The organism is Phycisphaerae bacterium, assembly GCA_018003015.1.
Taxonomy (GTDB): Bacteria; Planctomycetota; Phycisphaerae; order UBA1845; family PWPN01; genus JAGNEZ01.
In genome coordinates, this window is sequence record JAGNEZ010000006.1 from 120,354 (window position 1) to 142,127 (window position 21,774).

Annotated in this window: 19 protein-coding genes and 2 tRNA genes; 13 read left to right on the top strand and 8 right to left on the bottom strand. The window is 63.0% G+C overall.

Annotation, left to right across the window (positions count from 1 at the left end; all coding sequences use genetic code 11):
* Positions 1–23 precede the first annotated feature (23 nt).
* Positions 24–251, top strand: coding sequence for a hypothetical protein (locus tag KA354_04540; GenBank protein MBP7933899.1), 228 nt, complete (start codon positions 24–26; stop codon positions 249–251).
* 20 nt (positions 252–271) lie between these two features.
* Here the strand turns inward: KA354_04540 and KA354_04545 are convergent, their stop codons facing one another.
* From KA354_04545 to KA354_04560, 4 genes are all read right to left on the bottom strand, one after another.
* Positions 272–3,460 (bottom strand): hypothetical protein, encoded by a 3,189-nt coding sequence (locus tag KA354_04545; protein ID MBP7933900.1) that lies wholly within the window; start codon positions 3,458–3,460, stop codon positions 272–274.
* A gap of 295 nt (positions 3,461–3,755) precedes the next feature.
* Positions 3,756–4,661 (bottom strand): prepilin-type N-terminal cleavage/methylation domain-containing protein, encoded by a 906-nt coding sequence (locus tag KA354_04550; GenBank protein ID MBP7933901.1) that lies wholly within the window; start codon positions 4,659–4,661, stop codon positions 3,756–3,758.
* A 195-nt stretch (positions 4,662–4,856) separates the two neighbouring features.
* The gene (locus KA354_04555; protein MBP7933902.1) at positions 4,857–6,050 is read right to left on the bottom strand and encodes an amidohydrolase; all 1,194 of its coding nucleotides are present in this window, start codon (positions 6,048–6,050) and stop codon (positions 4,857–4,859) included.
* 7 nt (positions 6,051–6,057) lie between these two features.
* On the bottom strand, positions 6,058–6,846 hold the full coding sequence (locus tag KA354_04560) for a hypothetical protein (protein MBP7933903.1): 789 nt from the start codon (positions 6,844–6,846) through the stop codon (positions 6,058–6,060).
* 140 nt (positions 6,847–6,986) lie between these two features.
* On the opposite strand from KA354_04560, the gene KA354_04565 reads away from it, so the two are divergent.
* On the top strand, positions 6,987–7,745 hold the full coding sequence (locus KA354_04565; protein ID MBP7933904.1) for a 16S rRNA (uracil(1498)-N(3))-methyltransferase: 759 nt from the start codon (positions 6,987–6,989) through the stop codon (positions 7,743–7,745).
* A gap of 131 nt (positions 7,746–7,876) precedes the next feature.
* Positions 7,877–9,025, top strand: coding sequence for a TlpA family protein disulfide reductase (locus tag KA354_04570; GenBank protein MBP7933905.1), 1,149 nt, complete (start codon positions 7,877–7,879; stop codon positions 9,023–9,025).
* A 57-nt stretch (positions 9,026–9,082) separates the two neighbouring features.
* On the opposite strand, the gene KA354_04575 is transcribed toward KA354_04570, so the two are convergent.
* The 4 genes from KA354_04575 to KA354_04590 all read right to left on the bottom strand — a co-directional run bounded on the left by KA354_04575 (position 9,083) and on the right by KA354_04590 (position 13,771).
* Entirely contained in the window at positions 9,083–10,798 is a 1,716-nt protein-coding gene (locus KA354_04575; GenBank protein ID MBP7933906.1) for a PAS domain-containing protein, read from the bottom strand.
* Positions 10,799–11,092: 294 nt separating this feature from the next.
* Complete coding sequence (locus tag KA354_04580; GenBank protein MBP7933907.1) at positions 11,093–11,902, bottom strand: SDR family oxidoreductase; 810 nt, start codon at positions 11,900–11,902, stop codon at positions 11,093–11,095.
* 39 nt (positions 11,903–11,941) lie between these two features.
* Entirely contained in the window at positions 11,942–12,943 is a 1,002-nt protein-coding gene (locus KA354_04585; protein MBP7933908.1) for a Gfo/Idh/MocA family oxidoreductase, read from the bottom strand.
* A 3-nt stretch (positions 12,944–12,946) separates the two neighbouring features.
* On the bottom strand, positions 12,947–13,771 hold the full coding sequence (locus tag KA354_04590; GenBank protein ID MBP7933909.1) for an aldolase: 825 nt from the start codon (positions 13,769–13,771) through the stop codon (positions 12,947–12,949).
* A gap of 130 nt (positions 13,772–13,901) precedes the next feature.
* Between KA354_04590 and KA354_04595 the strand changes: the two genes are divergently transcribed.
* The 10 genes from KA354_04595 (at position 13,902) to nusG (ending at position 21,769) form a co-directional block, all read left to right on the top strand.
* Positions 13,902–14,561, top strand: a complete 660-nt coding sequence (locus tag KA354_04595; GenBank protein MBP7933910.1) for a GntR family transcriptional regulator — start codon at positions 13,902–13,904, stop codon at positions 14,559–14,561.
* Positions 14,562–14,619: 58 nt separating this feature from the next.
* Positions 14,620–16,245 carry a sodium/solute symporter gene (locus tag KA354_04600; GenBank protein ID MBP7933911.1) on the top strand — a complete coding sequence of 542 codons (1,626 nt, stop codon included), beginning with the start codon at positions 14,620–14,622 and terminating at the stop codon, positions 16,243–16,245.
* Between the two features lie 305 nt (positions 16,246–16,550).
* Complete coding sequence (locus KA354_04605; protein MBP7933912.1) at positions 16,551–17,714, top strand: phosphoserine transaminase; 1,164 nt, start codon at positions 16,551–16,553, stop codon at positions 17,712–17,714.
* A 175-nt stretch (positions 17,715–17,889) separates the two neighbouring features.
* Positions 17,890–18,243, top strand: coding sequence for an aspartate 1-decarboxylase (locus KA354_04610; protein MBP7933913.1), 354 nt, complete (start codon positions 17,890–17,892; stop codon positions 18,241–18,243).
* A 404-nt stretch (positions 18,244–18,647) separates the two neighbouring features.
* Positions 18,648–18,719: transfer RNA gene (locus KA354_04615), tRNA-Thr, on the top strand.
* 259 nt (positions 18,720–18,978) lie between these two features.
* Positions 18,979–20,184 carry an elongation factor Tu gene (gene tuf / locus KA354_04620; protein MBP7933914.1) on the top strand — a complete coding sequence of 402 codons (1,206 nt, stop codon included), beginning with the start codon at positions 18,979–18,981 and terminating at the stop codon, positions 20,182–20,184.
* Positions 20,185–20,307: 123 nt separating this feature from the next.
* Entirely contained in the window at positions 20,308–20,475 is a 168-nt protein-coding gene (gene rpmG, locus KA354_04625; protein ID MBP7933915.1) for a 50S ribosomal protein L33, read from the top strand.
* Positions 20,474–20,546 (top strand) — tRNA-Trp (locus KA354_04630). The genes rpmG and KA354_04630 overlap by 2 nt, the downstream gene beginning before the upstream one ends.
* A 34-nt stretch (positions 20,547–20,580) precedes the next feature.
* Complete coding sequence (gene secE, locus KA354_04635; GenBank protein MBP7933916.1) at positions 20,581–21,057, top strand: preprotein translocase subunit SecE; 477 nt, start codon at positions 20,581–20,583, stop codon at positions 21,055–21,057.
* Positions 21,058–21,097: 40 nt separating this feature from the next.
* On the top strand, positions 21,098–21,769 hold the full coding sequence (nusG, locus tag KA354_04640) for a transcription termination/antitermination factor NusG (GenBank protein MBP7933917.1): 672 nt from the start codon (positions 21,098–21,100) through the stop codon (positions 21,767–21,769).
* The last annotated feature ends 5 nt before the right edge of the window (positions 21,770–21,774 follow it).

The following is a 21,774-nucleotide window of genomic DNA, read 5'->3' on the forward strand; positions in this document are numbered from 1 at the left end:
GTCGCCGAGCGGTGGAGAAGAACTTGGAGCTAGGATCGACCAGCGGCGGGACCGCCCCGTCGCGCTCAGTACCCAGGACGGCCATTGAGATCAACTGCTGCCGATCGAGGTTCGGATTGTCCTGGGTGGTCGCCATGATCCGCTATGCCGTCTTTGCCGGTGGGGTGCCATCCTCGTCGGCCAGTCTGCTGGTCCCCACAAAAGTGGAAGGACCGGTCCACCAGGAACCGGCCCTTCCGCTGGTCATTTGAACTCGTCGATTTGGCCGAGGCTACTCGTCACAGTTCGGGTCCGCCGCCATCGCCGGACCGCTCCAGCAGTTGGTGAACGCGATGAGGTCCGCGGCGTCGATCTTCTCGTCGCCGTTGCGGTCGAAGCACTCGCAGCCGGCGGGGATGCCGGTGGTGGTGCCGGTGTAGCACTTCTGGAACTCGCCGAAGTCCACCTGGTCGACGTCGTTGTCCACGTCACGATCGGCGAAGACCGCTCCGCAATCCTTGGCTCCCTTGAGCAGAACACGCATCGTGATGGGCTGGCCCAGCGCGATCAGCGGGTTCGGCAACTCCTGAGCGGTCGGCATCTTCCCTGAGGTCAGGCGGAGCCATCGCTTCTGCTGAGCATCGACGAACTGGAATGAGATCTTCAGCGACTTCGTTCCGGCTCCGTCGGCCTGCTCCTCGGACACTTCCGCCACGTTCGGCGGGGTGATCAGGTTGGCGGCGGTTGTGCCTGAGTAGGTCGGCTGGGCAAAGATGACCTTCGCGGCGGGTGCGTAGCTCTCAAAGTCGGTGAGCAACGTTGTGCCGCTGTAGATGTTGTCGATGTAGACCGTGTATCGACCGGTGTTTGGCGTGGTCGTGTCAATGGCAAAGGCCAGGTGCTCGAGCACACCCCAACTGCCGTCGAGAATGCCGTTGCCGGCGTTGAAGCTCAGAACCTTGTCCACGCCCGGCGTGAAGGTCACGGTCTGCCAGTCTGGATCGACCGGCACCTGCTTGCCTTGCGGGGCACCTCCGACAGTCGTGGTCGGACCGAGCCACTCGATGTTTCCGGTCATCCCGCCATCAGCGCCCACCGGTCCCGTGCCGCCGGTCTCGCGGATGCCGACGGACATGAGCAATCCGGTGTTCTTGCCCAGGCCGACCACTGGTCCGACCTTGCCCTTGCACCCTTCCATGTCCTGGGCGGGGTCGCAGATGCTGAGCGTCTGAGTCGCAACCAGCGTCTTGCCCTTGACCAGCGGTGCCACCGCGACGTTGGCGGTCGCGGCGGAAGGCACGACCTCGCCCAACTTGGTCCAATTGTCACCGCCGTCCCAAGTGTACACCGTCACCATCGTGGCCGGCGGGCTGGTGCTGACGCCGCTGACGGTTACGGTGGTCTCGCCGGCCTCGAGCGGCCCGGTATTGATGGTGACTGCCCCAACGCGCTGGCAGACGCAAGGCGGTTCGCCTTCACCCAGGGTGATGTCGTCCACCCACATCGCCGGGTAACCGGCGGCACTGGTGCCCGATGCCCCGGTTGTCACATAGTTGGCGACATTGGTCGAGAAGACGATCAACAGGCTGTCGCCGGCGTTGGCTGAGAAGGAGCCGGTGTAGGCCAGCTTCATGGCTCCATCGATGCCGACGCCATCCTGGTTCTCGGTCAGAGGAGTGTAATCACCGATGACGCCACCTGTATCAGTCGTGACGCCGGCCAGGGAAGCCGGATGCACGCGGTGCTGCCCGTTGACCAGAACGCCGACCTGGTAGGTCGACATCCAGGCCAGATTGGCCCCCGTTCCACTCTCGTCCGCCAGCATGCTGACCTTGATGTGATAGACGCCCGTGGCGGGGATGACCTGCTCGTAAATGGCGTACATGCCGTTCTGATAGCCGTTGTCCGAGATCTTCATGGCCTTGGAGCCGAACAGCCCCCCGGAGGCCGCGATCGTGGCCGCATAACCCCCGTCGCCGACGTCGTACCACGTGCGGTACGTGCCTGTCGGGAAGGGGTTATCTGCATCAATGACCCCGTCCTCGAAATCCTCGATGACCCAGGAGGCCATGACCCGCCGGCCGGTGGCAGGCATGCAGCCTTCGATGCGGATCACCTGCGTGGCCTTGATCGTTTGGGTGAGGACCAGCCCGGTCACGTTCACGAGCACGGTGCTGTTGCCGCCCGGGGCGTTGTTCGTCCCGATCAGGGTGTCGGTCGTTCCGTCGTTGGCGTAGACCTTCACCGCGGTCGCGTTCGCGGACACGCCGGCCACACGGACCTGGGTGCGTCCGGCATCCACCAGGCCCACAACGGTGACGGCCGGGATCTGCTCGCACGAACCGACCACCGGACCATCCGCGGGGGCGCAGCCATTCAACGTGCGGAACCTCTGGGTCGCGGTGATCTTGGTGTTAGCCACCAAGGCAGTGACGGCTACGATCACCGTGGCGTTGCCGCCTGGAGCATTGTTCGTCCCGATCGCCGTTCCGTTGGAGTACACCGTGACCGCAGTGGCGCTTGGGCTCACGCCGGAAACGGTTACTGTTGTGTCGCCGGCCAGAACCACGCTGCCGACGGCAACCGCAGGAACCTGGGCACAGTCGTTGACCACCGGACCGGTCGCGGGCAGGCAGCTCTCCGTATCCAAGGCCGGCTCGCCCACCACCTTGTTCTGTGTCGCGGTGATCGTCTGTCCGCTGATCAGAGCAGTGACCGGTACGGTAACCGTCGTGGCCCCACCCGGGCTGGTGTTCTGGCCAATCTTGGCTCCGTTGGCATAGACGCTGACCTTGGTCGCCTCGGGATCGACGCCGGTCACCGTAACGCTGGTGTCGCCGGCGATCAGTGCTCCCTGGAAAACGCCGACATCAGGGACGTCCGTGCAGCCATGTCCCTTGAAAATGAACTTGACGGCGTCGCACATGACACGGGCGCCCGTGCCGCCGGTCTGGGTCTTCTTGACCGTGAGCGTGTAGGGCTGGCCCGCGGTCATGGTGAACTGCGTGGTCGTGTCAATGGTGAGCTGATTCCATTGATCGTATAGACCGCCGTCCTGATTCTGGTTCAGCACCCATGTGTTGGTGGTCTTGCTGCCCGGATTCGAGGGGTCATCGAACTCGAGGATGTGGTCGACCAAGGTGTTGTTGTTGGTCGACCTGCCCCAGGTCACGTACACCTCGTAGGGGCCGGTGGCCTGGGGCGTGAAGGTGAACGTCCCGTAGTTGCTGGCCGTGCCGGTATCGTAGGTGAAGAATCGGCCCTGGATGCCGACCGTAAGGCCGGCCGCCTTGCTGTGAGCTGACGTGCCGTACCAGCCGGTTCCGGTCTCGGCGTAGCAGCAGTCCCGGTGTTGGCCGTGGATCGTGCCCGTCGCATCCGTTCCACCTTCGATGATGTATTCCGTATCCAGCAGTGCCATCGCGTTGACCGCCGTGGCGAGCACGATGAGGATGGCCCCCCAAGTGTACTTCGTGGTCATGGCTTTCCAACTCCTTCGTTGGTTAGAAGAAACAGTGTTCAAGGATCTCCCGGCGACGCAGAGTTCGCCGGACGGATTCACGCTATTCCGGTGGATGCACACTTCCTGGTATCGACCCTGCCCCCCGCACTCTTCACTTGTCTTCGCCCGTACGTCGCGTCTGTAGGGTGGAACCGCTGCGCGAAATGCGCGACCGATAACCGCCTCCTCCGATGCCCTTGGTATTGTCCGAGGCCAGATCGCCGTCGGGCCGCTCACCCCGGCCAAGACGGCGTGTTCTCATGAGGCGGCGCTGCTACTTCTCGCTGAGCAAGAGGTTCTCGTATTTCCTCCAGTACTCAGGGTTGACTCCCTCCGCGTGGTTGTCGAGGAACACGACCGCGGTCTTGCCCTGATACTCGGTGGAGGATCCCTTCTTGTATCCACTTCCGAGATGGAACGGCGATTTCGAGAGGCTCTTCCCGGTGTTCGCGGCGTAGTCGTCACTGATCCGCCAGCTGCCCTCCGGCAGTCCGGCCCGCAGTTCGCCTCCTGGATCATTGGCAAAAGGCTTGCAGAAGGCGTCCGCAAGAGCGTACTTGCGGTACGGCTTCCGGATGGTGGACACGCGTTTCGGGCGATACAGGGCGGCTTTCTGGGGAGTTGTTCCGTAGGTGCTCTCCCAGTTGGCCTGGTTCAGGATGCCGCCGTGCGTGAATCCGAAGAAATACGAGTTGAAGGGGTTGGCGAGCTCGTCGATATCCGGATTCGAGTTCCCAAACGTGTTGATGACGTAGTGCGTCGGCGTGATGTTGTTCTGCTTGAATACACCATCAGGCACGGGATAGGAGGGGCAGGTGGCCAACTGATCAGCGATCGAATTCGTGGAAGTGCCGCGCTGGGCGAAGTACTTGCGCAGCAGGTTCGGCAGGTAGTGATCCTGCACGAACTGATTGTTTGTCCATGCCGGGGTATGAGTCAGCAAAGCGGGGTGCTGGGGCCCGGGAAGCGTATCCTTGTACTCCATGGAGTACATGGAGATGGCCTTCCCGAACTCCTTCAGGTGCGTCTGACACACCACGAATTGCGACTGCCCGCGGGCTCGGGTCAACGAGGGCAACAGGATCGAGATGAGCAGGGCGATGATCGCCACCACAACCAGGACTTCAATGAGAGTGAATCCATGCCGCCGGTCCGCAGTTGACCTGCCCAATCGTGCCATGATCATCTTCTCCGCCGCTGACGACGATCGCCAGCTTCTTGTCCCAAACCTAAGCCTCACAGTCAATATGGAGAATACATTACCCGGGATCTGGTCGGCAACTCGGTCAGATCCCGAGCTTGGGTATTCCGGTATTATATATTATATCGGGTCGCACAAGTGCCCGCAAGACGAAAATCGGCGTTTCTGAGGTACTTATGTGGCGAGAAAGCGTCTGGCAAGCTCGCAGAACATCTGCATTCCGCGGGCGGTCGCCTCATCGTTGAAATCGAACTGTGGGTTGTGCAACGGCGGACAACTTTCTTGTCCGCAAGGTCTTACGCCGAGGCGGAACATGGCCGCCGGGGCATGTTCTCCATAATAGCAAAAATCCTCGACGCCCAGACTGGGCGGCTCGTCGCCGAAAAACCACTCGGCCCCCAGAACCTCCCGAGCAGTCCTCTCGATCAGATCGCACATCCGCTCGTGGTTGATCGTCGGGGGGCAGCCGGCCTCGAGTCGAACCTCGGCCGTGGCGCCCAGTGCGACGGCCATACTCTCCGCGATCTCGCGAACCCGCCTCTGGACGTGCTCGCCGACCTCCGGTCGCAAAAAGCGGATCGTGCCTTTCATTTGGGACTCTGAAGGGATGACATTGCTGGCGATGCCCCCTGAGAGGGCACCTATCGTCACCACGGCCGCGTCGATCGGAGCAACGTTGCGGGCGACAATTGTCTGTAGAGCCGTGACGATGTGGGCGGCCGCCAGAATGGGGTCGACTCCTCGCTGCGGATAGGCTCCGTGACTGCCCTGACCGTGCACCGTGATGTAGAACGAACAGCTGGCGGCCATGGCCGGGCCGCGACGAAGGGAGATCATGCCGACCGGTTGATTGGGCCAGGCATGCAGGGCGAAGATGCCATCGACCCTCGGGTTGGTCATGACTCCTTTGGCGCACAGGCCTTCGGCCCCGCCGACGTCCTCCTCACCCGGTTGAAAGATGAACTTGACTTTGCCGGGTAGCTGGTCCGCCACGCGTGACAGAACCATGGCCGTGCCGACCAGGATGGCAGTATGAGCGTCATGTCCGCAGGCGTGCATCACGCCCGGGACGGTCGAGCGGTAGGGCACTTTGGCGGGATCGGTTTCCTCGACAACGGGAAGGGCATCCATGTCCGCCCGTATTGCCACGCATCGTCCCGGCCGATCCGCGTTCAGGATTGCCACAACATCGGTGCCCAGGAGCGGGGGCAGCAACTTCACGTTGGGCAGGGCGGAGAGCCATTCTCGGACCTTCGTACCGGTGCGATGTTCGGCAAAGGCCAGCTCGGGGTGCGCGTGAAGGTCGTGGCGAAGAGCGACAATAGCAGGCACGATATCGGCGATGTGTCTGTTGAATAAGTCGTTCATGGGGCAACTATTCTAGCATCGATCGGATCCTGGGGGCCAGGATCCAGCAGGCCGAGGCGACCATCATCGTGGCGATGGCCGCGTACCCTATGAGGTTCTTGAGGCCGGGGCTGAGCCTGGCGAACGGCTTGTCGAGGACGACGAGCACCAGCACAGGGCCGGCCAGGGCGGTGCGGGCGACCGACGCCAGGGCCCGGAACCGTCCTGTGCCCTGGGGCGGGGAGCTGACGGTGCCCCCATTTGTCCGCTCACCTTCGGCGGCGGGAGCAGCTGTGCCCGACGACGAGGCTTCGGCATTGGTCGCCACCGGTCCGTCGGATGGAATCGCGGCCTCCTTGGCTGCCTCTTCGGGGCTGTGGGCCCATTGGTCTTCAAGTTGGGCGACCTCATCCGCCCAAGGATTGGCGGCAGGGGTTTCCCCCCCATGCCGGGACGCAGGACCTGCGTCGGGCTGCTCCGCCGGGGTAGGTCCTGGCGGCGACTCGGCTGGACCCGTCGAAGTCCGATCAGCGAGCGACGGCGGCTGGGTGCAGAGTACGGATACCTCGGCCGCCGGTTCCGCCGTAGCTGCGTCGGCGGGGACTTCGGCTGATGGCTCGGACGCTGCCGGAGTCGCAGCCTGGGGGATTGCGTCGCCTTCCTGCGCGGTGCGGGTATTGGCCGTGTTCGCCTCGCCGGCGTCCGCTGATGCCTCGACCGCCTCGGCGAGCATCGAAACCTCATCGAGCAAGGCATCAATGGTCTGATCGGGGGCCTCGATTGCGATCACACCGGTGCCCTCGGCCGTCTGTATCATCGTTCCACCAGCTTCTGCTGAGGTGGCTTCGGGCCTAGGTGCGTCGAGGAGGGTGGCGGATTCTGACATACAGCCTGCATCGACCAGCTGCGAGGCGGACTTCATTGCCCGGTTCGCCTCCAGATCCGATAATACTGAGCGTGGGTACGCCACGTTTCTTCATCGAGGCTCTGGTCGCCGGGCGGGTCGTTCTCTCCCCGGAGGAGTCCCAGCACGTTCTCCGTGTCCGTCGGTTATCGGCCGGCGATCAGGTCGTTCTCTTCGACGGTCAGGGGCAAGAGTCGCAGGGGCGGATCATGGCTGCATCGCGTCAGGAGGTCGTGATCGATGCGGGCGTTATCTCGTTTAGAGATCGTCTACGGCCGCAACTGGTAGTGGGCTTTGCCCCGCCCAAGGAACCGCGGCAAGACGTCCTGGTTGAGAAATGCACCGAACTCGGCGTGGCTGAACTGGTCCCCCTGCTCTGTGAGCGAGCGGTGGCAGGCGTCTCCGGGCATCGGCTGGAGAAGTGGCGGCGAAAGGCCGTCGAGGCGGCGAAGCAATCCGGCCAGTGCTGGTTGCCGCGGCTGCACGCGCCGCGAACACTGGCCCAAGTCCTGGCCGACCGGGCTTCGTACGGACTTGTCCTGGTCGGACTCAGCCCCGGCGACGGCGTGATTCCGGAACCGATTGTGGGCTTGCTCGATGCTCTGGCCGGGGCCGGCCGAGTGCTTGCCCTGGTGGGCCCGGAAGGCGGCTGGGAGCCCGGTGAAGTGAGCAGCCTGTTGGCCGCGGGCGTCACCCCTGTCTCCCTCGGTCCCAATACCCTGCGCATCGAAACCGCGGCGGTCGCCATGGCGGTCGTGGTTCACGCCCTCGCTCAACGTCGCGGGATGCACTACGGCGAGACGGGATCCTGAGAAGTGGCGGCGTCCGCGGGTTCGAGGGTCTGCTTCGATCGTGGTGGGTGGTCCCTGCGAGTGGACCGAGGTATACTGCAAGGCCATGGCGGGTGTGCCGCCTCAGCGAATGCCTGTTTCTGGAGTCCCCCATGTCCTCGAGCGCACTCGTCGGTCTCCTTCTCGGAACGATGACCTTCGGTGCAACCCCCGCCACGCGGCCGGCCTCGGAGGCCGACCTGAAGCGGAACGGCGCCTTCGCCTTTCCCCAGCAGCAGGCGACGGTCCTTTGTGACAACGCCGATCTTCGCCTTTCGGTTTGGAGTGATGCTAAATACCTCTATGTTCAGGCGATCCTCTGGAAGGACGGCGATGATGCCCTGGGTGAGACCCGCGACGGCCGCAAGATCGGCGACCGTGCCTCACTGTCGCTTGACCTCGACGGCAACGGCAAGGTCACCGGTAAGATCGATCGGGATTACGCCCTCAACCCCTGGCCCACGCGGCAGGGCTTGTACTACTCTATCCTGCTCGATGCCAGGTCATCGACGCATCTCATGAGCGACTCCAAGGGCCGGGGTTCGATCCGCTACCTCGAAGTTGCCAAGAATCGCCGCGTGCGGGTTGACAGCATCGTCCTCCCCTTGTCCGAGATGGACAAGAAAGTGGGTGACGAGGCTCGGTTCGCGTACTCGGCTTCCTCAACCAGCCCCGAGTTGACGCATTCCTCGCTCAAGAAAACCAAGCCCCTCTCGCCCTCCTTGCCAAAGGCGAATTACCACAGGGTGATCCTCGAGGACCGTCCCGCGACACTGGACCCCAAACAGGTGCCTGAGGGCCGCGAGGATCAGGTGCCAACGGCCACCGCGCCCTCCAAGCGGCCGCCCAAGCTCAACTCCATCCCGCCGGAGATCGCGGCCAAGGACTGGCTCAACACCGACAAACCCCCGACGTTGGCCGGCCTTCGTGGGAAGGTGGTGGTGATCGATTTCTGGGCCACCTGGTGCGGTCCGTGTATTGCCGGCATCCCCCACCTCAATGAACTGCACGAGAAACACGCTTCCAGCGGGCTGTGTATCCTGGGCATGACCGATCAAAGTCGCCGCGGCATCGAGAACTTCATGAAAAACAGGCCCGTGAAGTACGTCATCGGAACGGGCAGCGAGATGGCTTCCGAATACGGCGTCTCGGGCATTCCGCACGCGTTCATCGTAGGACGCCTCGGCAAGCTGGTGTGGGAAGGCAATCCGACGGATCCGGACTTTGAAAAGCAGATCTTGAAGGCGCTGGAGGCACGGTAGCCGGCGGTGGTTCCGGTCAACGCGATCAAATCGCGGGCACCCGCCGCGGTAAGGCGTTCATCGGACCGGCGGGACAGGGGTGTGGCCTGTCGTCTGGCCGGGGGAGTCGCGGGTCGGCAGGGTGTTGATCTCGAGATTCCGCCGCCCGATCGGAGGCGCTTTTGCGGATCGGATCACAGTTGCCCTGCGACGGATCCGGACGGGGGTGCGGGAGAGCGGCTTGGGCATCGAGCGGGCCAGGGATCCGGGAAGGGCAAACCAGAACGTGGCCCCAGCGCCAACGCGCGACTCCACCCCAATGCGCCCGCCGAGAACCGTCACGATGCGCTTGGCGATCGCCAGACCAACACCGCTGCCCGGCGTTTCCCGGTCCAGGCGGCTGAACAGCTCAAAGACCTGCTCGTGATAGCGTTTGGGGATTCCGGGGCCGTTATCCCGCACGAAGTATCGTAGTTCATGCCTTGTGCCCCGAAGCCCGATCTCGATGACGGATCCCTCCGGCCTTGCTCCATGGTTGATGGCGTTGGTGATAAGGTTGTCGAAAAGCTGCGTCAGCCGCGTGCGATCGGCGTGCAGGGCGCCGAGGGTCTTCGCGACAACCAGCTTGATGTTCTTCTCTGCCAAACGGGGCTGATGCAGGGCCACGATTTCGTGGACGAGCTCATGGACGTCCACGGTCGTCGGCGTGTCAACAACGCGACCGATGCGGCTGAGCTCGAGCAGTTCCTCGATCAGCGATTTCATCCGGTCGGCGGCGCCTTGGATGCGGTGGATGAAGTCACCGAGCCGCTCGACACGGCCAGCCCGGAGGTCCTGCTGGACGTAGCTCGCAAAGCCGCTGATCGTCACCAGCGGCGACTTCAGGTCATGCGAGACCGTGTGGATGAGTTGTTCCATCTCGGTGTGCTTGCGTTCAAGCTCGCGGTTGGTCTCCCCAAGCTTCCGCTCGGCGAGCCGTCGCGTGGTGATGTCGTTCAGAATGATCAGCGTGCCGGCGAACTTGTCGCTGATATCGAGCATACGGCACAGCTTGATCTCGAAGTGCCGCTGGCGGCCGCGTTGATGAAACGCCTTCTCGAAGGTGAGTTCTGTCGTCGCTTGGTCGTGGAAGGCGGCCAGTTCGGCGGCCAGCCAGGAGACCTCGTGCTTGCGGTGGCTTGGGTTGTAGTAGGAGGCGCCAGGTGTGAGGGCACCCTCAAATACTTGTGCGGCGGCGAGGTTGACATGTTGTACCCGACCATCGGCATCGAGGAGAAGGACCGGCAGCGACAGGCTTTCAAAGACGGTCAGGAATCTGTTCTTCTCGTTCGCGAGTCGCCGGTTCGTGTCCCGCAGTTCGGCTAGGCAGTGCTCGTCGCTGGTGCCGGCCCATTCCGTGCAGAATCCGATCTCGACCCGGTCGAAGAAGCGCTCGACGAACAGGGTGGTCAAATCCGCTGTGTCGCCGAAACTGCCGCAATCGCGAACCAGATCGATGTAGGCCTGGCGGTAGTACTTCATCAGTCCGAGGAACATGGACAGAGTGATGCCCCGGGCCCGGTGCCGCTGGGCCTCGATGCGGCCAAAGTGCGAGCAGGGATCTCGCAGGAAATCCTCGCTCGGGTCCAGTTCGGGAACATCCTGGTGAACGTCAATGGCCGTGACCAGGGCATCGGACAGCCCCGCGATGGACAATCGCCATGCCTCTTTCAGGGTGGAGGTGTACCTCGTGTAGTCGTGAAGCTTGGCGTAATGGAGAACGCGCTCGATCAGCCAGTCTTCGTTAGCGGCCAACAGCGCGCGGAGCCGCAGACGAGCGTCGGCGAGCGAAGCCGTTACCCCGGTTCCTGAACCGCAGCCTGTGCCTTCATCATGAGTCGTGCCGCACTCCTTTCGTCCGGAGAGGGCCTGTCTCCTGTTGTGTCATCGGGTGAACGAGTCCGGCGCATTAACCCGCCCGCATTGGGAGCACGAGATTCGTGGCCCCAACGCGGGTGGTGGCGGCGGCCTCTGGCCATCGGCCGGCCGAAGGGCAGAGCATCAGTCCGATAATCAAGGGGATCGCCCCCTGGCCGGAAAAGCGGCGTCCTACCAGGCCATCCAGCCGCCGTCGATGACCACATTGGCCCCGGTGACGTAGGAACTGGCATCGCTGGCCAGGAAGACAAGGGCGCCCTTGAGTTCCCATGGCCGGCCCATCCGTTTCATGGGACTCTTGGCCGAGAGCTTCTGGACCATCGCCGGACTGACCGTGGGAGCGGGGAAGGGCCCGGGCGTCAGGCAGTTGACCCGGACGCCGTCCTTGGCCCAGTAGACGGCCAAATGGCGAGTCATTGAGAGGATGCCACCCTTGAGGGCGTGATAGGCCACCGGGCTGGACATGGGTACGTCGGTGTAGGCGTCGGGATAGGAGCCAACCACACCGTACATCGAACCGATCATGATGATGCTGGCCCCGCCCCTGCGCTCGACGGCGTGGCTCCGGACATGCCGGGCCAGGAGGAAGCAGCCGGTCGCGTTGGCCAACTGACGGGTGAACTGCTCCGCGGTGATGTCTCGCCAGTCGGCGGTGACGCGCTCGTAACCGTTGTTGACCAGGATGTCGATTCGCCCGGCGGCCTGGAGCGTCTCCCGGACGCCTTGTTCGATCGATGCGGGTTCGAAGTAATCCAGGCTCACGCCGAGATGGCTGGCTCGCCCGATCACCGGCAGGGAGGCAGCTTGGCTTTGGGCCCTGGTCTTGTCGCGGCTGGTGACCACCACGGATGCGCCTGCTTCCGCCATCGCCCGACAGAAGGACTGCCCCAGGTATCCGCTCGCGCCGGTGATCAGGGCCACCTTGCCTGACAAGTCGAACAGTGTCTGAACGGTCGGCTCTGGTGCGGGAGTAGTGCTCATCTCGTTTGTCCTGAGTGGCTCCTGTGTGCTCGCATCCGGTCATCGTGCCAGAGGTACCCAGTTCGGGTGATCCGCCGCGCCAAGGACCGTCAAGTTGACGCGCAGGGTCTGCAGCCCCTCGTCCAGCGTGCAGGCAAAAGGCCCCTTGCCTTCGAGGGCATCGAGGAAGAGCCTGGCCTGGTTGACAAAGATGTCGTCGCGCTCCCTAGAGAACTCGAACTCGGTCTTCCAGCCCGCGTCGGGCTCGATCATGGATTGCCAGCGAGCGTTGTTCAGGTCCCAGCGGGCGGTGCCGCGCTCGCAGATCACCGTGAGCGTGTTCTCGTTTGGAGCCTGGTGCTGGTTCAGGCTGTAGCAGCCCATGACTCCGCCGTGGCGTGCGATGAGATGCACGGTATCTTCGACAGTGACGCCTTCAAGAACCTGGTGAGCCGCATCAGCCATGATCCGGTCGATCGGCCCGACCAGGAACTCCCCGGCGTTGACCGCGTGGGTGAGCACGTCCTGGATGGCGCCGCCGCCGGTGGTCCGGCTGGTGTAGTAAATCTGCCGGTAGGCCGGCCGATACTTCGGAAAATGCTGGCCCCAGGTGCCGACGATCTGCACCGGCCTCCCGAATCGGCCGGAATCGATTGCTTCCTTCATGGATCGCAGGGCCGGATGTGAACGATAGGTGTAGGCGACGGCAGCCTTGAGCTTCCGGTCTGCGATCACCTGACGCAATGGCTCGATGCCGTCAAGGCGGAGGCTCAACGGCTTCTCGATAAACAGGTTCTTGCCCGCCAGAGCGCACTTCATGGCCATTGGAATGTGCAGGTGCGATGGTGTGGCAATCAGCACGGTGTCGAAGCGGCCCTTGTTCAAGGCCTCGTCCAGGTCGGGGAAGGCCTCGGTGATCCCGTAGCGCCCCGCGACCGCGGTGCGCAGCGTCTCGTTCGATTCGCAGATCGACAGCTCGACCCGCCCCGTGGCCTTGAACGTCCGTGTGTGACGCTCGCCGATGGAGCCGACGCCCACAATCAACATGCGATGACCAGCCATGAATCACCTCCCCTGCAGATAACCCTGGGCGGTGCGGTCCAGCTGGTTGCTGAACTGGAAACCCAATGGACGGAACTGCTCCTGGATCCGCTTGAGACCCTCCTTGACCAGAACGAGATCCGCGTTGTGGCACAAGACCGTCGCCCCCAGGCTCAGCAGCCATTTGGCGTGGTCGGCGTGGAACGCGGGCGTGCCCCAGTGCTTTCCCGTCTTCTTGGCGGCTTTGGCCACCGCTTCGACTGCCCTCTGGATCCGCGGGCTCTCGAACTGGCCAGGGAAGCCGCTGAGCACCGAGTAGTCAGCCGGCCCGAAGAACAGGCCGTCGACACCTTCCACCCGAGCGATCGCCTCGGCCGCGTCCAGGGCCTGTTGCTCCTCGATCTGCATGAGCAGAAAGGTCTGTTCGTTGGCATGGCGAACGTAGTCAGCCATGGGCATGCTGCAGTAGGGCATGTCCGGATTACCGCCATCAAAGCCGCGCTTGCCCAGCGGCGCGAACTTGGCCCACTTGACCGCTTCGGCAGCTTCCTCGGGCCCGTCGCAACGCGGGTACATGATCCCTTGAGCACCGGCTTCCAGCAGCCGCCCGATACGCATGAACTCGCCCTTGGCGCATCGGGCCAGGATGTCGGCCGTCCCGACCCGGGCAGCCCGCATCATCACCGCGGCGGTCTCCACGCTGTAGAAATGGTGCTCCAGGTCCATCCAGATTCCGTCAAAGCCCATCAGGCTGGTCATCTCGAAGACCGACGGATCAGTGAAGTGCAGCATGGTCAGAAGCACGGGTTGATTGCGAGCGAGCTTGGCCTTGACGACACTCGGTCTCATGTCTGTCTTAAGCTCCGTTAGGCCCTGTGGTTCGGGCGTCTGTCGTGACTCAGCCGGGCTTTCTGTTGACAGAAAAAAGCCCTTCCTGTAAACTCTAATTGAGCGTGCTTTTAACAGAAAGTGTGTGGCCATGTCAATACCACAACCGGATCGGGCTTGTCTTCGCGAGCGGGCCTACCAACGGCTTCGGCGGTTGCTGGTGCTGGAGCAATTGCCGGCCGGCGAGCGATTGCGGGAGACGGAGTGGGCTGAACGGCTCGAGGTCAACCGGGCGGCGCTTCGCGAGGCGTTCGCGCGCCTGGAGGCCGAGGGGTTTCTGAAGAAGGGGGCCAAGACCGGCTACTTCGTTCCCGACCTCAGGGCGGAGGATATCCTCGAGATCATTGAGGTTCGTATCATGCTCGAGGGGGGGGCGATCGAGCGCGTCGTACGCCTCGGCAAGAACAACACCCAGGAATTGCGGTTGATGAGCGAGGCCTGCGACCAGTTGGAGCGGCTGGTTCGCGAGGAGTACCTGCTGGGAGTGGCCGAGGCGGACCGGCGGTTTCACGAGGCCTTGGTCAACGCCGCGGGCAACCGTCGCCTGGCAATGCTCTATGAGCGAGCGCCCCTGCCGATCATCCACCCCCTGATCATCACCGGAGAGCAGTGGAAGACCCGCGTTCGGCAGACGTTGGATGAGCATCGGGCGGTCCTGGAGGCCATCCTGGACGGCAATGTCGCTTTGGGCCAGCAGTTGCTGCGGACGCATCTTGACCAGCGAGCGTTCGTTCCCCTCTACGCCGGCTGACGGATGATCACTGCCGTTTGTTCCGCGAACGGGCGCTCCCTTTCCCTTGGAGGCTTCTGTGTCCTGCGCTTGCTCCGCAAATCTGGCCGTGTCGGCTCTTGGCGGGCTCGGCAGCCAAGTGGGCGGCATGCCGCTGATTGACTGGCTGGTCGTGGTCCTCTATGCGGCCGGAATGCTGGGCATCGGTGTCTACTACTCCTTCCGCACGACAAGCACTGAAGACTACATGCTCGGCGGGCGCAAGATGGGCTCCAAGTCCATCGGTCTGTCGCTGTTCTCCACGTTGTTCAGCACGATCACCTACATGGCCCTGCCCGGCGAGATGATCAACAAGGGGCCAGCCGTCATCTGCTGGATGGTCAGCCTGCCGATCGTCTATCTGATCGTCTGCCACATCTTCATTCCGCGTTTCATGGCCCTGCCGTACAACAGCGCCTATGAGGTTCTGGAAACGCGCCTGGGCTTGCGGGTCCGTCTTCTCGGATCGGTGATCTTCCTCCTGACTCGTCTTCTCTGGATGGCCCTGATCATCCACATCACCGCCCACAAGATCCTGATTCCCGTTCTGCGGTGGGATGAGAAGTGGACGCCGTACGTCGCCGTTGTCATCGGCATGGTCACGTTGGTGTACACCTTCCTCGGCGGGATCCGCGCCGTGGTGTTGACCGATGTGATTCAGACCATCATCCTCTTCGCGGGCGCGGTCGGGGCACTGCTGTTGATTACCTGGGACATGGGCGGCTTCGGCGCCTGGTGGCCCAGCACGTGGTCTGCGAACTGGGATCAGCAGCCTCTCATCAGTTTCGATCCGACGGTGCGTGCCTCGGTGGGGGGCTCCATCGTGTTCATGACCTTGTGGTGGATCTGCACCGCCGGGTCCGATCAGCTGGCCATTCAGCGGTACCTGGCCACGCGCGACGCCAGGGCCGCAAGGCAGGCCTTCTTGATTACCCTGGCGTCCAACGTGTTCGTGACCCTGCTGCTCGCGGCTCTGGGATTCGCCTTGCTGGGCTTCTTCAGCGCCCATCCCGAGCATCTGAAGGCCGATGGGCTCTATCTCAAGGAGAGCCTTGACCTCCGAATTCACGGGGACCGGCTCTTCCCGTACTACATCGTCCGCTTTCTGCCCCCCGGTATGACTGGCCTGGTGATGTCCGCGCTGCTCGCCGCGGCCATGTCCAGCCTGTCAGCGGGGGTCAATTCCTCCTGTTCGGTGCTGAGCACGGATTTCATCGATCGACTGGGCCATCGTGCGGCCAGTGAAAAGACGAACGTGCGGCGAGCCCAGGCCCTGGCCCTGCTGGTCGGTCTGGTCTGCGTAGGACTGAGCCTGCTGATGAGCCGCGTAACCGGGAACTTGATGGAGGTGACGACCCGCACCAATCACGTGTTCGTCGCTCCCCTGTTCGGCCTGTTCATGATGGCCTTGTTCGTGCCGTTCGCCACCCCGTTCGGCACGACCATGGGGACACTGGCGGGATGCCTTGCGGCGGTGTTGATCGCCTACAAGGACATGATTTTCGGCGGGCTGCCGTGGAGCTTCCAGTGGATCAGTCTGGTGGCCCTGGCGGTGAACCTGCTGGTCGGAATTCCCTTGAGTCTGTGGGTCTCTGTGCAGAAACGGCCCGGCCACGCTTCTGCCGCCGAGGGGGCAGGGGGCCGGAAGCCGCCGGATCGCGACTGAACGGCATGGCCGCAAGGGGGATCAGCAAGCGAGGGTCCACCCGCAGTGCCGGGACCCTCGGTCAATCCGTCGTCGCAGGTTCGCTGCCCGGACCGTCCGCGGGCTTGGGCCGGTTCAGGCGTCTGCGCCTGACCGCAACGCGACCACGCGAGACACCGACCTTGAACCGCAGGCTGGTTGCGCCTACATTGGGCTCCTGAAGCCGTGCGGCATGAAGTGTGCAACCTGGGTCCCCGAGGATCGATCGGCCGGAAGCCGCTCTCGCGTTGGTCTCTGGGATCGGCCCTGAGCAGAGGAGAAACTTCGTGAACAAACCTCAGAACAAGCCCCGCTCGCCGTATTTCAGTTCTGGCCCGACCGCCAAGCGACCGGGATGGAGTCTTAACGTCCTGGTCGACGCCTGGCTCGGTCGTTCCCATCGGGCCAAGAACGGAAAGGCCCGCCTGAAGCAGGCGATCACGCTCTCCGCCGAGGTTGCCCGTATTCCCAAGGATTACCTCGTCGGAATCGTCCCTGCCAGCGATACCGGGGCGGTCGAGTGCGCACTGTGGAGCCTGCTGGGTGCCCGGCCGGTGACCATGTTGAGTTGGGAGAGCTTCGGCCAGGGCTGGGTGACCGATGTGACCAAGCAACTCAAGCTCAGTGCCACGGTCATGAAGACCGACTACGGCCAGATCGTGGATCTGGCGAAGGTGAACTGGAACGATGACGTCGTCTTCACCTGGAACGGCACGACCAGTGGCGTGAAAGTGCCCGACAGCTTCGCTCCGCCGGCCGATCGCCAGGGACTGGCCATCTGCGACGCAACCAGCGCAGTCTATGCCATGCCCCTTCCTTGGGAACGCCTGGACGTCGTGACCTGGTCCTGGCAGAAGAGCCTGGGCAGTGAGGCCGCGCACGGCATGCTGGTGCTCTCCCCCCGGGCGGTCGCGAGGCTCGAAAGCTACACCCCGACCTGGCCGATCCCCAAGATCTTCCGGCTCACCAAGGGCGGCAAAGTCATGACCGAGATCTTCGAGGGATCGACGATCAACACGCCTTCAATGCTCGCCACCGAGGACTACATCGATGCCCTGAAGTGGGCGAAGGCACTCAGCTACAAGGGCAAGACCGCTTTGGACGCCTTGCTGGCTCGCAGCGCCGATAACCTGGCGGCCGTGGCTGGCTTCGTCGCCAAACACCCCTGGGTCGATTTCCTCCCGGTCAAACCAGAGATTCGAAGCTGCACCTCCATTTGCCTGAAGCTGACCGCCGACTGGTTCACGAAACTGCCGGCCGATCAGCAGGCCGCCTTCTGCAAGAAGATCGCTTCCAGCTTGGAGGCGGAAGGCGCGGCCTATGACGTTGGAGCCTACCGCGACGCCCCCCCAGGCTTCCGGTTCTGGGGCGGACCGACCGTCGATCCGGCGGACATGGCTTTCGGCCTGGAGTGGTTGGCCTGGGCCTACGAAGAGAACCGGCCAAAGTAGGGGTTCCTCTGGCCCGGATATAATGTGTAGGGTGGCGGCTTTCCGCCGAGAAAGTGCCTCTTTTCGGAGAAAGTGGACTGAGAAACGGCCGGTGGGAGCGGAACGTGAGTCATTGGGGGTATAACTTGCCTTTCCCACGTTACATCCTTTGCCCACGGCTTCTCGTCCCCAGACCATGCAGCGTTTGATGCTCAAGTCAAAGATCCACCGTGCCACGTTGACGGGCACGGAGATTGACTACGAAGGCAGTATCTCGATTGACCAGGACTTGATCGAGAAGGCTGATTTGTTGCCGGGCGAGCAAGTTCACGTCCTCAACGTCAGTACCGGCGATCGAATCATCACTTACGTGATCAAGGCCCCGGCCAGGTCGGGCACGGTCATGCTGAATGGCCCGGCCGCTCGCATGGGCGTTCCTGGAGACCAGCTGATCATCATCTCCTATTGCCAACTCGACGATGCCGCCGCCCGGCGACACAAGCCGATCGTGGTCCATGTCGATGGCGCGAATCGGCCGGTGGGCAAGTAGGGCGAAGCCGTGACGTCGGGGTCGAGCGTGCCGATGCCGGTGGACGCCGACTTTACTTTAACGTCATTTATTTCAATGCTTTACATGTGTTAATTGGTGCATATCCTTCAGGTCGGCATGGGGCCGACGGCCACCAGCCTGGCGGTCGCTCCGACACAGGCGGGAGCGGCGAATGTCGGCGGCTTGAGTGGATGGCTTTGGGCGAACGGAGGCCAAGCCGCTCGGACGGCCCGAATGGGCCTCAAAAAAAACGGCTTGGGGCCGAGACCAGGCCTTTGACAGCGGCAGTGAAACGGCTATACTGAGCGATCTTCGGCTACAGGCATGGGCGGTCCCGGTATGCCCGCGTGCCGTGAGAGCGGGCAGAGAGTGCCGGGATTGGCGGCTTGAGGCCGGGGTAGCCCGCTGCTGTAGCTCAGTGGTAGAGCGCGTCCTTGGTAAGGACGAGGTCATGGGTCCAATCCCCATCAGCAGCTTTGCCAGTGGCCGCCGGGTGGAATCCCTGGGGACGAGTTGCCCAGGGTGTGGGCCGAACGGCGAATAGGTGGCTTGAGGAGGTGCGGTTGCGTCGGACGCAGCCGCGACTGAGGCGCGAGTGGCGCCTCGTCTTGTCTGTTGGGACAGTGCTGGGATTTATCGTGCCGGGAGGAGAACTCGGCGTGGCCGACGCGTGCAGGGCGTCCGGCGGAACAAAAAACGGCTTGTAGAACCCATTAGAGTGGAGGATCTGGTTACATGGCCAAGGCTGTATTTGAACGCAAGAAACCGCACGTGAACGTGGGCACGATCGGTCACGTCGACCATGGCAAGACGACATTGACCGCGGCCATCACCATGGTGCAATCCAAGAAGGGCCTGGCCACCTTCAAGTCGTACGACGAAGTGGCCAAGGCTTCGGAGAAGGAAGGCCGCCGCGACCCGACGAAGATTCTGACCATCGCGACGTCGCACGTCGAGTATGAGTCGGACAATCGGCACTACGCGCACGTGGACTGCCCGGGACACGCCGACTACGTCAAGAACATGATTACCGGTGCCGCCCAGATGGACGGCGCTATCCTGGTCGTGTCCGCGGCTGACGGCCCGATGCCCCAGACTCGCGAGCACATTCTGCTCGCCCGCCAGGTGAACGTCCCGGCAATCGTCGTCTTCCTCAACAAGGTCGACCTGGTCGACGATCCCGAACTGCTCGAGCTGGTCGAGATGGAAATCCGCGAGCTGCTCAGCAAGTACGATTTCCCGGGCGACGAAATTCCGATCATCAAGGGCTCGGCGAGCCTCGCCCTGGCCAATCCGGACGACCCCGAGAAGAACAAGTGCATCGGTGAGCTGATGACCGCCATCGACAGCTACATTCCCGAGCCCGCGCGGGATATCGACAAGCCGTTCCAGATGTCGATCGAGGACGTGTTCAGCATCAAGGGCCGCGGTACGGTCGGCACCGGTCGTATCGAGCGCGGCATTGTCAAGGTCGGCGACGAAGTCGAAATCGTGGGCCTGGGCGAGACCCGCAAGACCACGGTCACCGGCGTCGAGATGTTCAACAAGACCCTCGACCAGGGCCAGGCTGGCGACAACGTCGGCGTCCTGCTGCGAGGCGTCGAGAAGACCGCCCTCGAGCGCGGGCACGTGCTGGCCAAGCCGGGCACGATCACCCCGCACACCAAGTTCCAGGCCCAGGTGTACGTGTTGAAGAAAGAGGAGGGCGGGCGCCACAGCCCGTTCTTCAGCGGCTACCGGCCGCAGTTCTACTTCCGCACCACGGATGTGACCGGCTCCCTCAACCTGCTGGGTGGGGCGGAGATGTGCATGCCCGGCGACAACATCGAGCTCGAAGTGGAGTTGGGCAAGCCAATCGCCATGGAGGAAGGGCTCCGTTTCGCCGTTCGCGAGGGCGGCCGCACCGTGGGCTCGGGCGTGGTGGTCAAGATCGTCCAGTAGCGTGCGTCGGGCAGGACCTTGCGGGCGGACGGACCAGCCGCCGCACCGTCTTGAGGACGCACGATGGGCCGGTCGCGATGCGATCGGCGCGTTCAGGTTTCCAGTGAGCAAGAGGTTCTGGCCATGGCCAAGGCAAGCAAGCGGGAGTGGGTCTGGCTCCAGTGCAGTGAGACCGGGGACCTGAACTACCGTATTTCCGTGAATGTGTCGGGTGGCACTCCGAAGCTGGAGTTGAAGAAGTACTGCCCGCGGCTTCGGAAGCGCACGGTACACAAGGTCAAACGGAAGTAGGAGCGTAGCTCAATTGGCAGAGCACCGGTTTCCAAAACCGGCGGTTGGGGGTTCAAATCCCTCCGCTCCTGTCATGAGTCCTCGTGCTTCGGGAGGTATGGTTTCGTGAGTGATGCTGTCTCGGGAAGCGGGAGCGGAGGAAAGCCGCAGGTCAAGACCACCCTGGGTGGCGGCGGTCTTCGCATCTACCGGCCTGGCCAGGGCTATTACACCCGGCTCGGCACCGCCCTCGGCGCCGGCGTCATCATCATCGCCGGGGGTCTGTTCATCGGTTCGCAGTTGGGGGGCATCATCAACCCCAAGGCCAGCTATGCCCTGCCGGTCCAGTATGGCGTGTCTGTCGGCTTCATCCTGGTGATGGCGGCCGTGCTGTACTGGATCGTCGGGCTTAACCGCAAGGCCAACGAGTTCTTCATCGCCACCGAGGGCGAGATGAAGAAGGTGAGCTGGTCCTCCAAGAAGGACGTGATTCGTTCGACCAAAGTGGTGATCGTCTGGGTGATCCTGATCGGCGCGTTGATCTTCCTCGCGGACATCATCTTCATGCAGACCTTCCGCTGGATCCACGTGCTGAAGGCGTAGACAACGGCTCTCCCGGGATGCGGCTATTCGGAATCGGATCATGAGCACACCTGAGTCGGACAACAGCATGGTGACAGCGGCGGGCGGTTCCGCCGGAGCGACGGGGGCATCACAGCCGCCGCCCGCCACGCCCAAGGCCGGCGGCGTCGAGCCGACCCGGCCGGGGATGAAATGGTACGTGCTCCGCGTGGCCAGCAACAAGGAAGACCAGGTGTGCGAGGCCCTCGAGCGCAAAGTGAGGATCGAGAAGCTGGAGAACCGGGTCGGGCGCGTGCTCGTTCCGACCGCCAAAGAGAAACGCATGAAGGCCGGCCAGGTCCGGGTTTATGAGAAGAAGCTCTACCCCGGCTACGTTTTCGTCGAGATGGCCACCGAACAGGACGGCTCCGTCTCCGAAAACGTGTGGTTCATGATCAAGGAAACCACCGGAGTCGGCGACTTCATCGGCTCGGATAACAAGCCGACCAGCATGCGCGAGCACGACGTGGAGCTGATGCTGCTGGCCTCGGCCAAGGAAGACGAGGAGGCTTCGCTCCAGGGTCTCGAGTTCGCCAAGGGCGATCGGGTCAAGATCAAGGAAGGCTCGTTCCAGAACTTCGAGGGACACGTCGACAGCATCGACGAGACCAAGGGGATTGTCACCGTGCTACTGACCATCTTCGGCCGGGCGACCCCCGTGGACGTCGAATACTGGCAACTGGAAAAGATGTAGAAAGG

What these genes read in the sequence shown, in the direction of transcription:
- KA354_04545 (MBP7933900.1), bottom strand. Translation starts at nt 3,460, where the DNA reads ATGACCACGAAGTACACTTGGGGGGCCATCCTCATCGTGCTCGCCACG.
- KA354_04550 (MBP7933901.1), bottom strand. Translation starts at nt 4,661, where the DNA reads ATGGCACGATTGGGCAGGTCAACTGCGGACCGGCGGCATGGATTCACT.
- KA354_04555 (MBP7933902.1), bottom strand. Translation starts at nt 6,050, where the DNA reads ATGAACGACTTATTCAACAGACACATCGCCGATATCGTGCCTGCTATT.
- KA354_04560 (MBP7933903.1), bottom strand. Translation starts at nt 6,846, where the DNA reads ATGATACAGACGGCCGAGGGCACCGGTGTGATCGCAATCGAGGCCCCC.
- KA354_04570 (MBP7933905.1), top strand. Translation starts at nt 7,877, where the DNA reads ATGTCCTCGAGCGCACTCGTCGGTCTCCTTCTCGGAACGATGACCTTC.
- KA354_04580 (MBP7933907.1), bottom strand. Translation starts at nt 11,902, where the DNA reads ATGAGCACTACTCCCGCACCAGAGCCGACCGTTCAGACACTGTTCGAC.
- KA354_04585 (MBP7933908.1), bottom strand. Translation starts at nt 12,943, where the DNA reads ATGGCTGGTCATCGCATGTTGATTGTGGGCGTCGGCTCCATCGGCGAG.
- KA354_04590 (MBP7933909.1), bottom strand. Translation starts at nt 13,771, where the DNA reads ATGAGACCGAGTGTCGTCAAGGCCAAGCTCGCTCGCAATCAACCCGTG.
- KA354_04595 (MBP7933910.1), top strand. Translation starts at nt 13,902, where the DNA reads ATGTCAATACCACAACCGGATCGGGCTTGTCTTCGCGAGCGGGCCTAC.
- KA354_04610 (MBP7933913.1), top strand. Translation starts at nt 17,890, where the DNA reads ATGCAGCGTTTGATGCTCAAGTCAAAGATCCACCGTGCCACGTTGACG.
- tuf (MBP7933914.1), top strand. Translation starts at nt 18,979, where the DNA reads ATGGCCAAGGCTGTATTTGAACGCAAGAAACCGCACGTGAACGTGGGC.
- rpmG (MBP7933915.1), top strand. Translation starts at nt 20,308, where the DNA reads ATGGCCAAGGCAAGCAAGCGGGAGTGGGTCTGGCTCCAGTGCAGTGAG.
- nusG (MBP7933917.1), top strand. Translation starts at nt 21,098, where the DNA reads ATGAGCACACCTGAGTCGGACAACAGCATGGTGACAGCGGCGGGCGGT.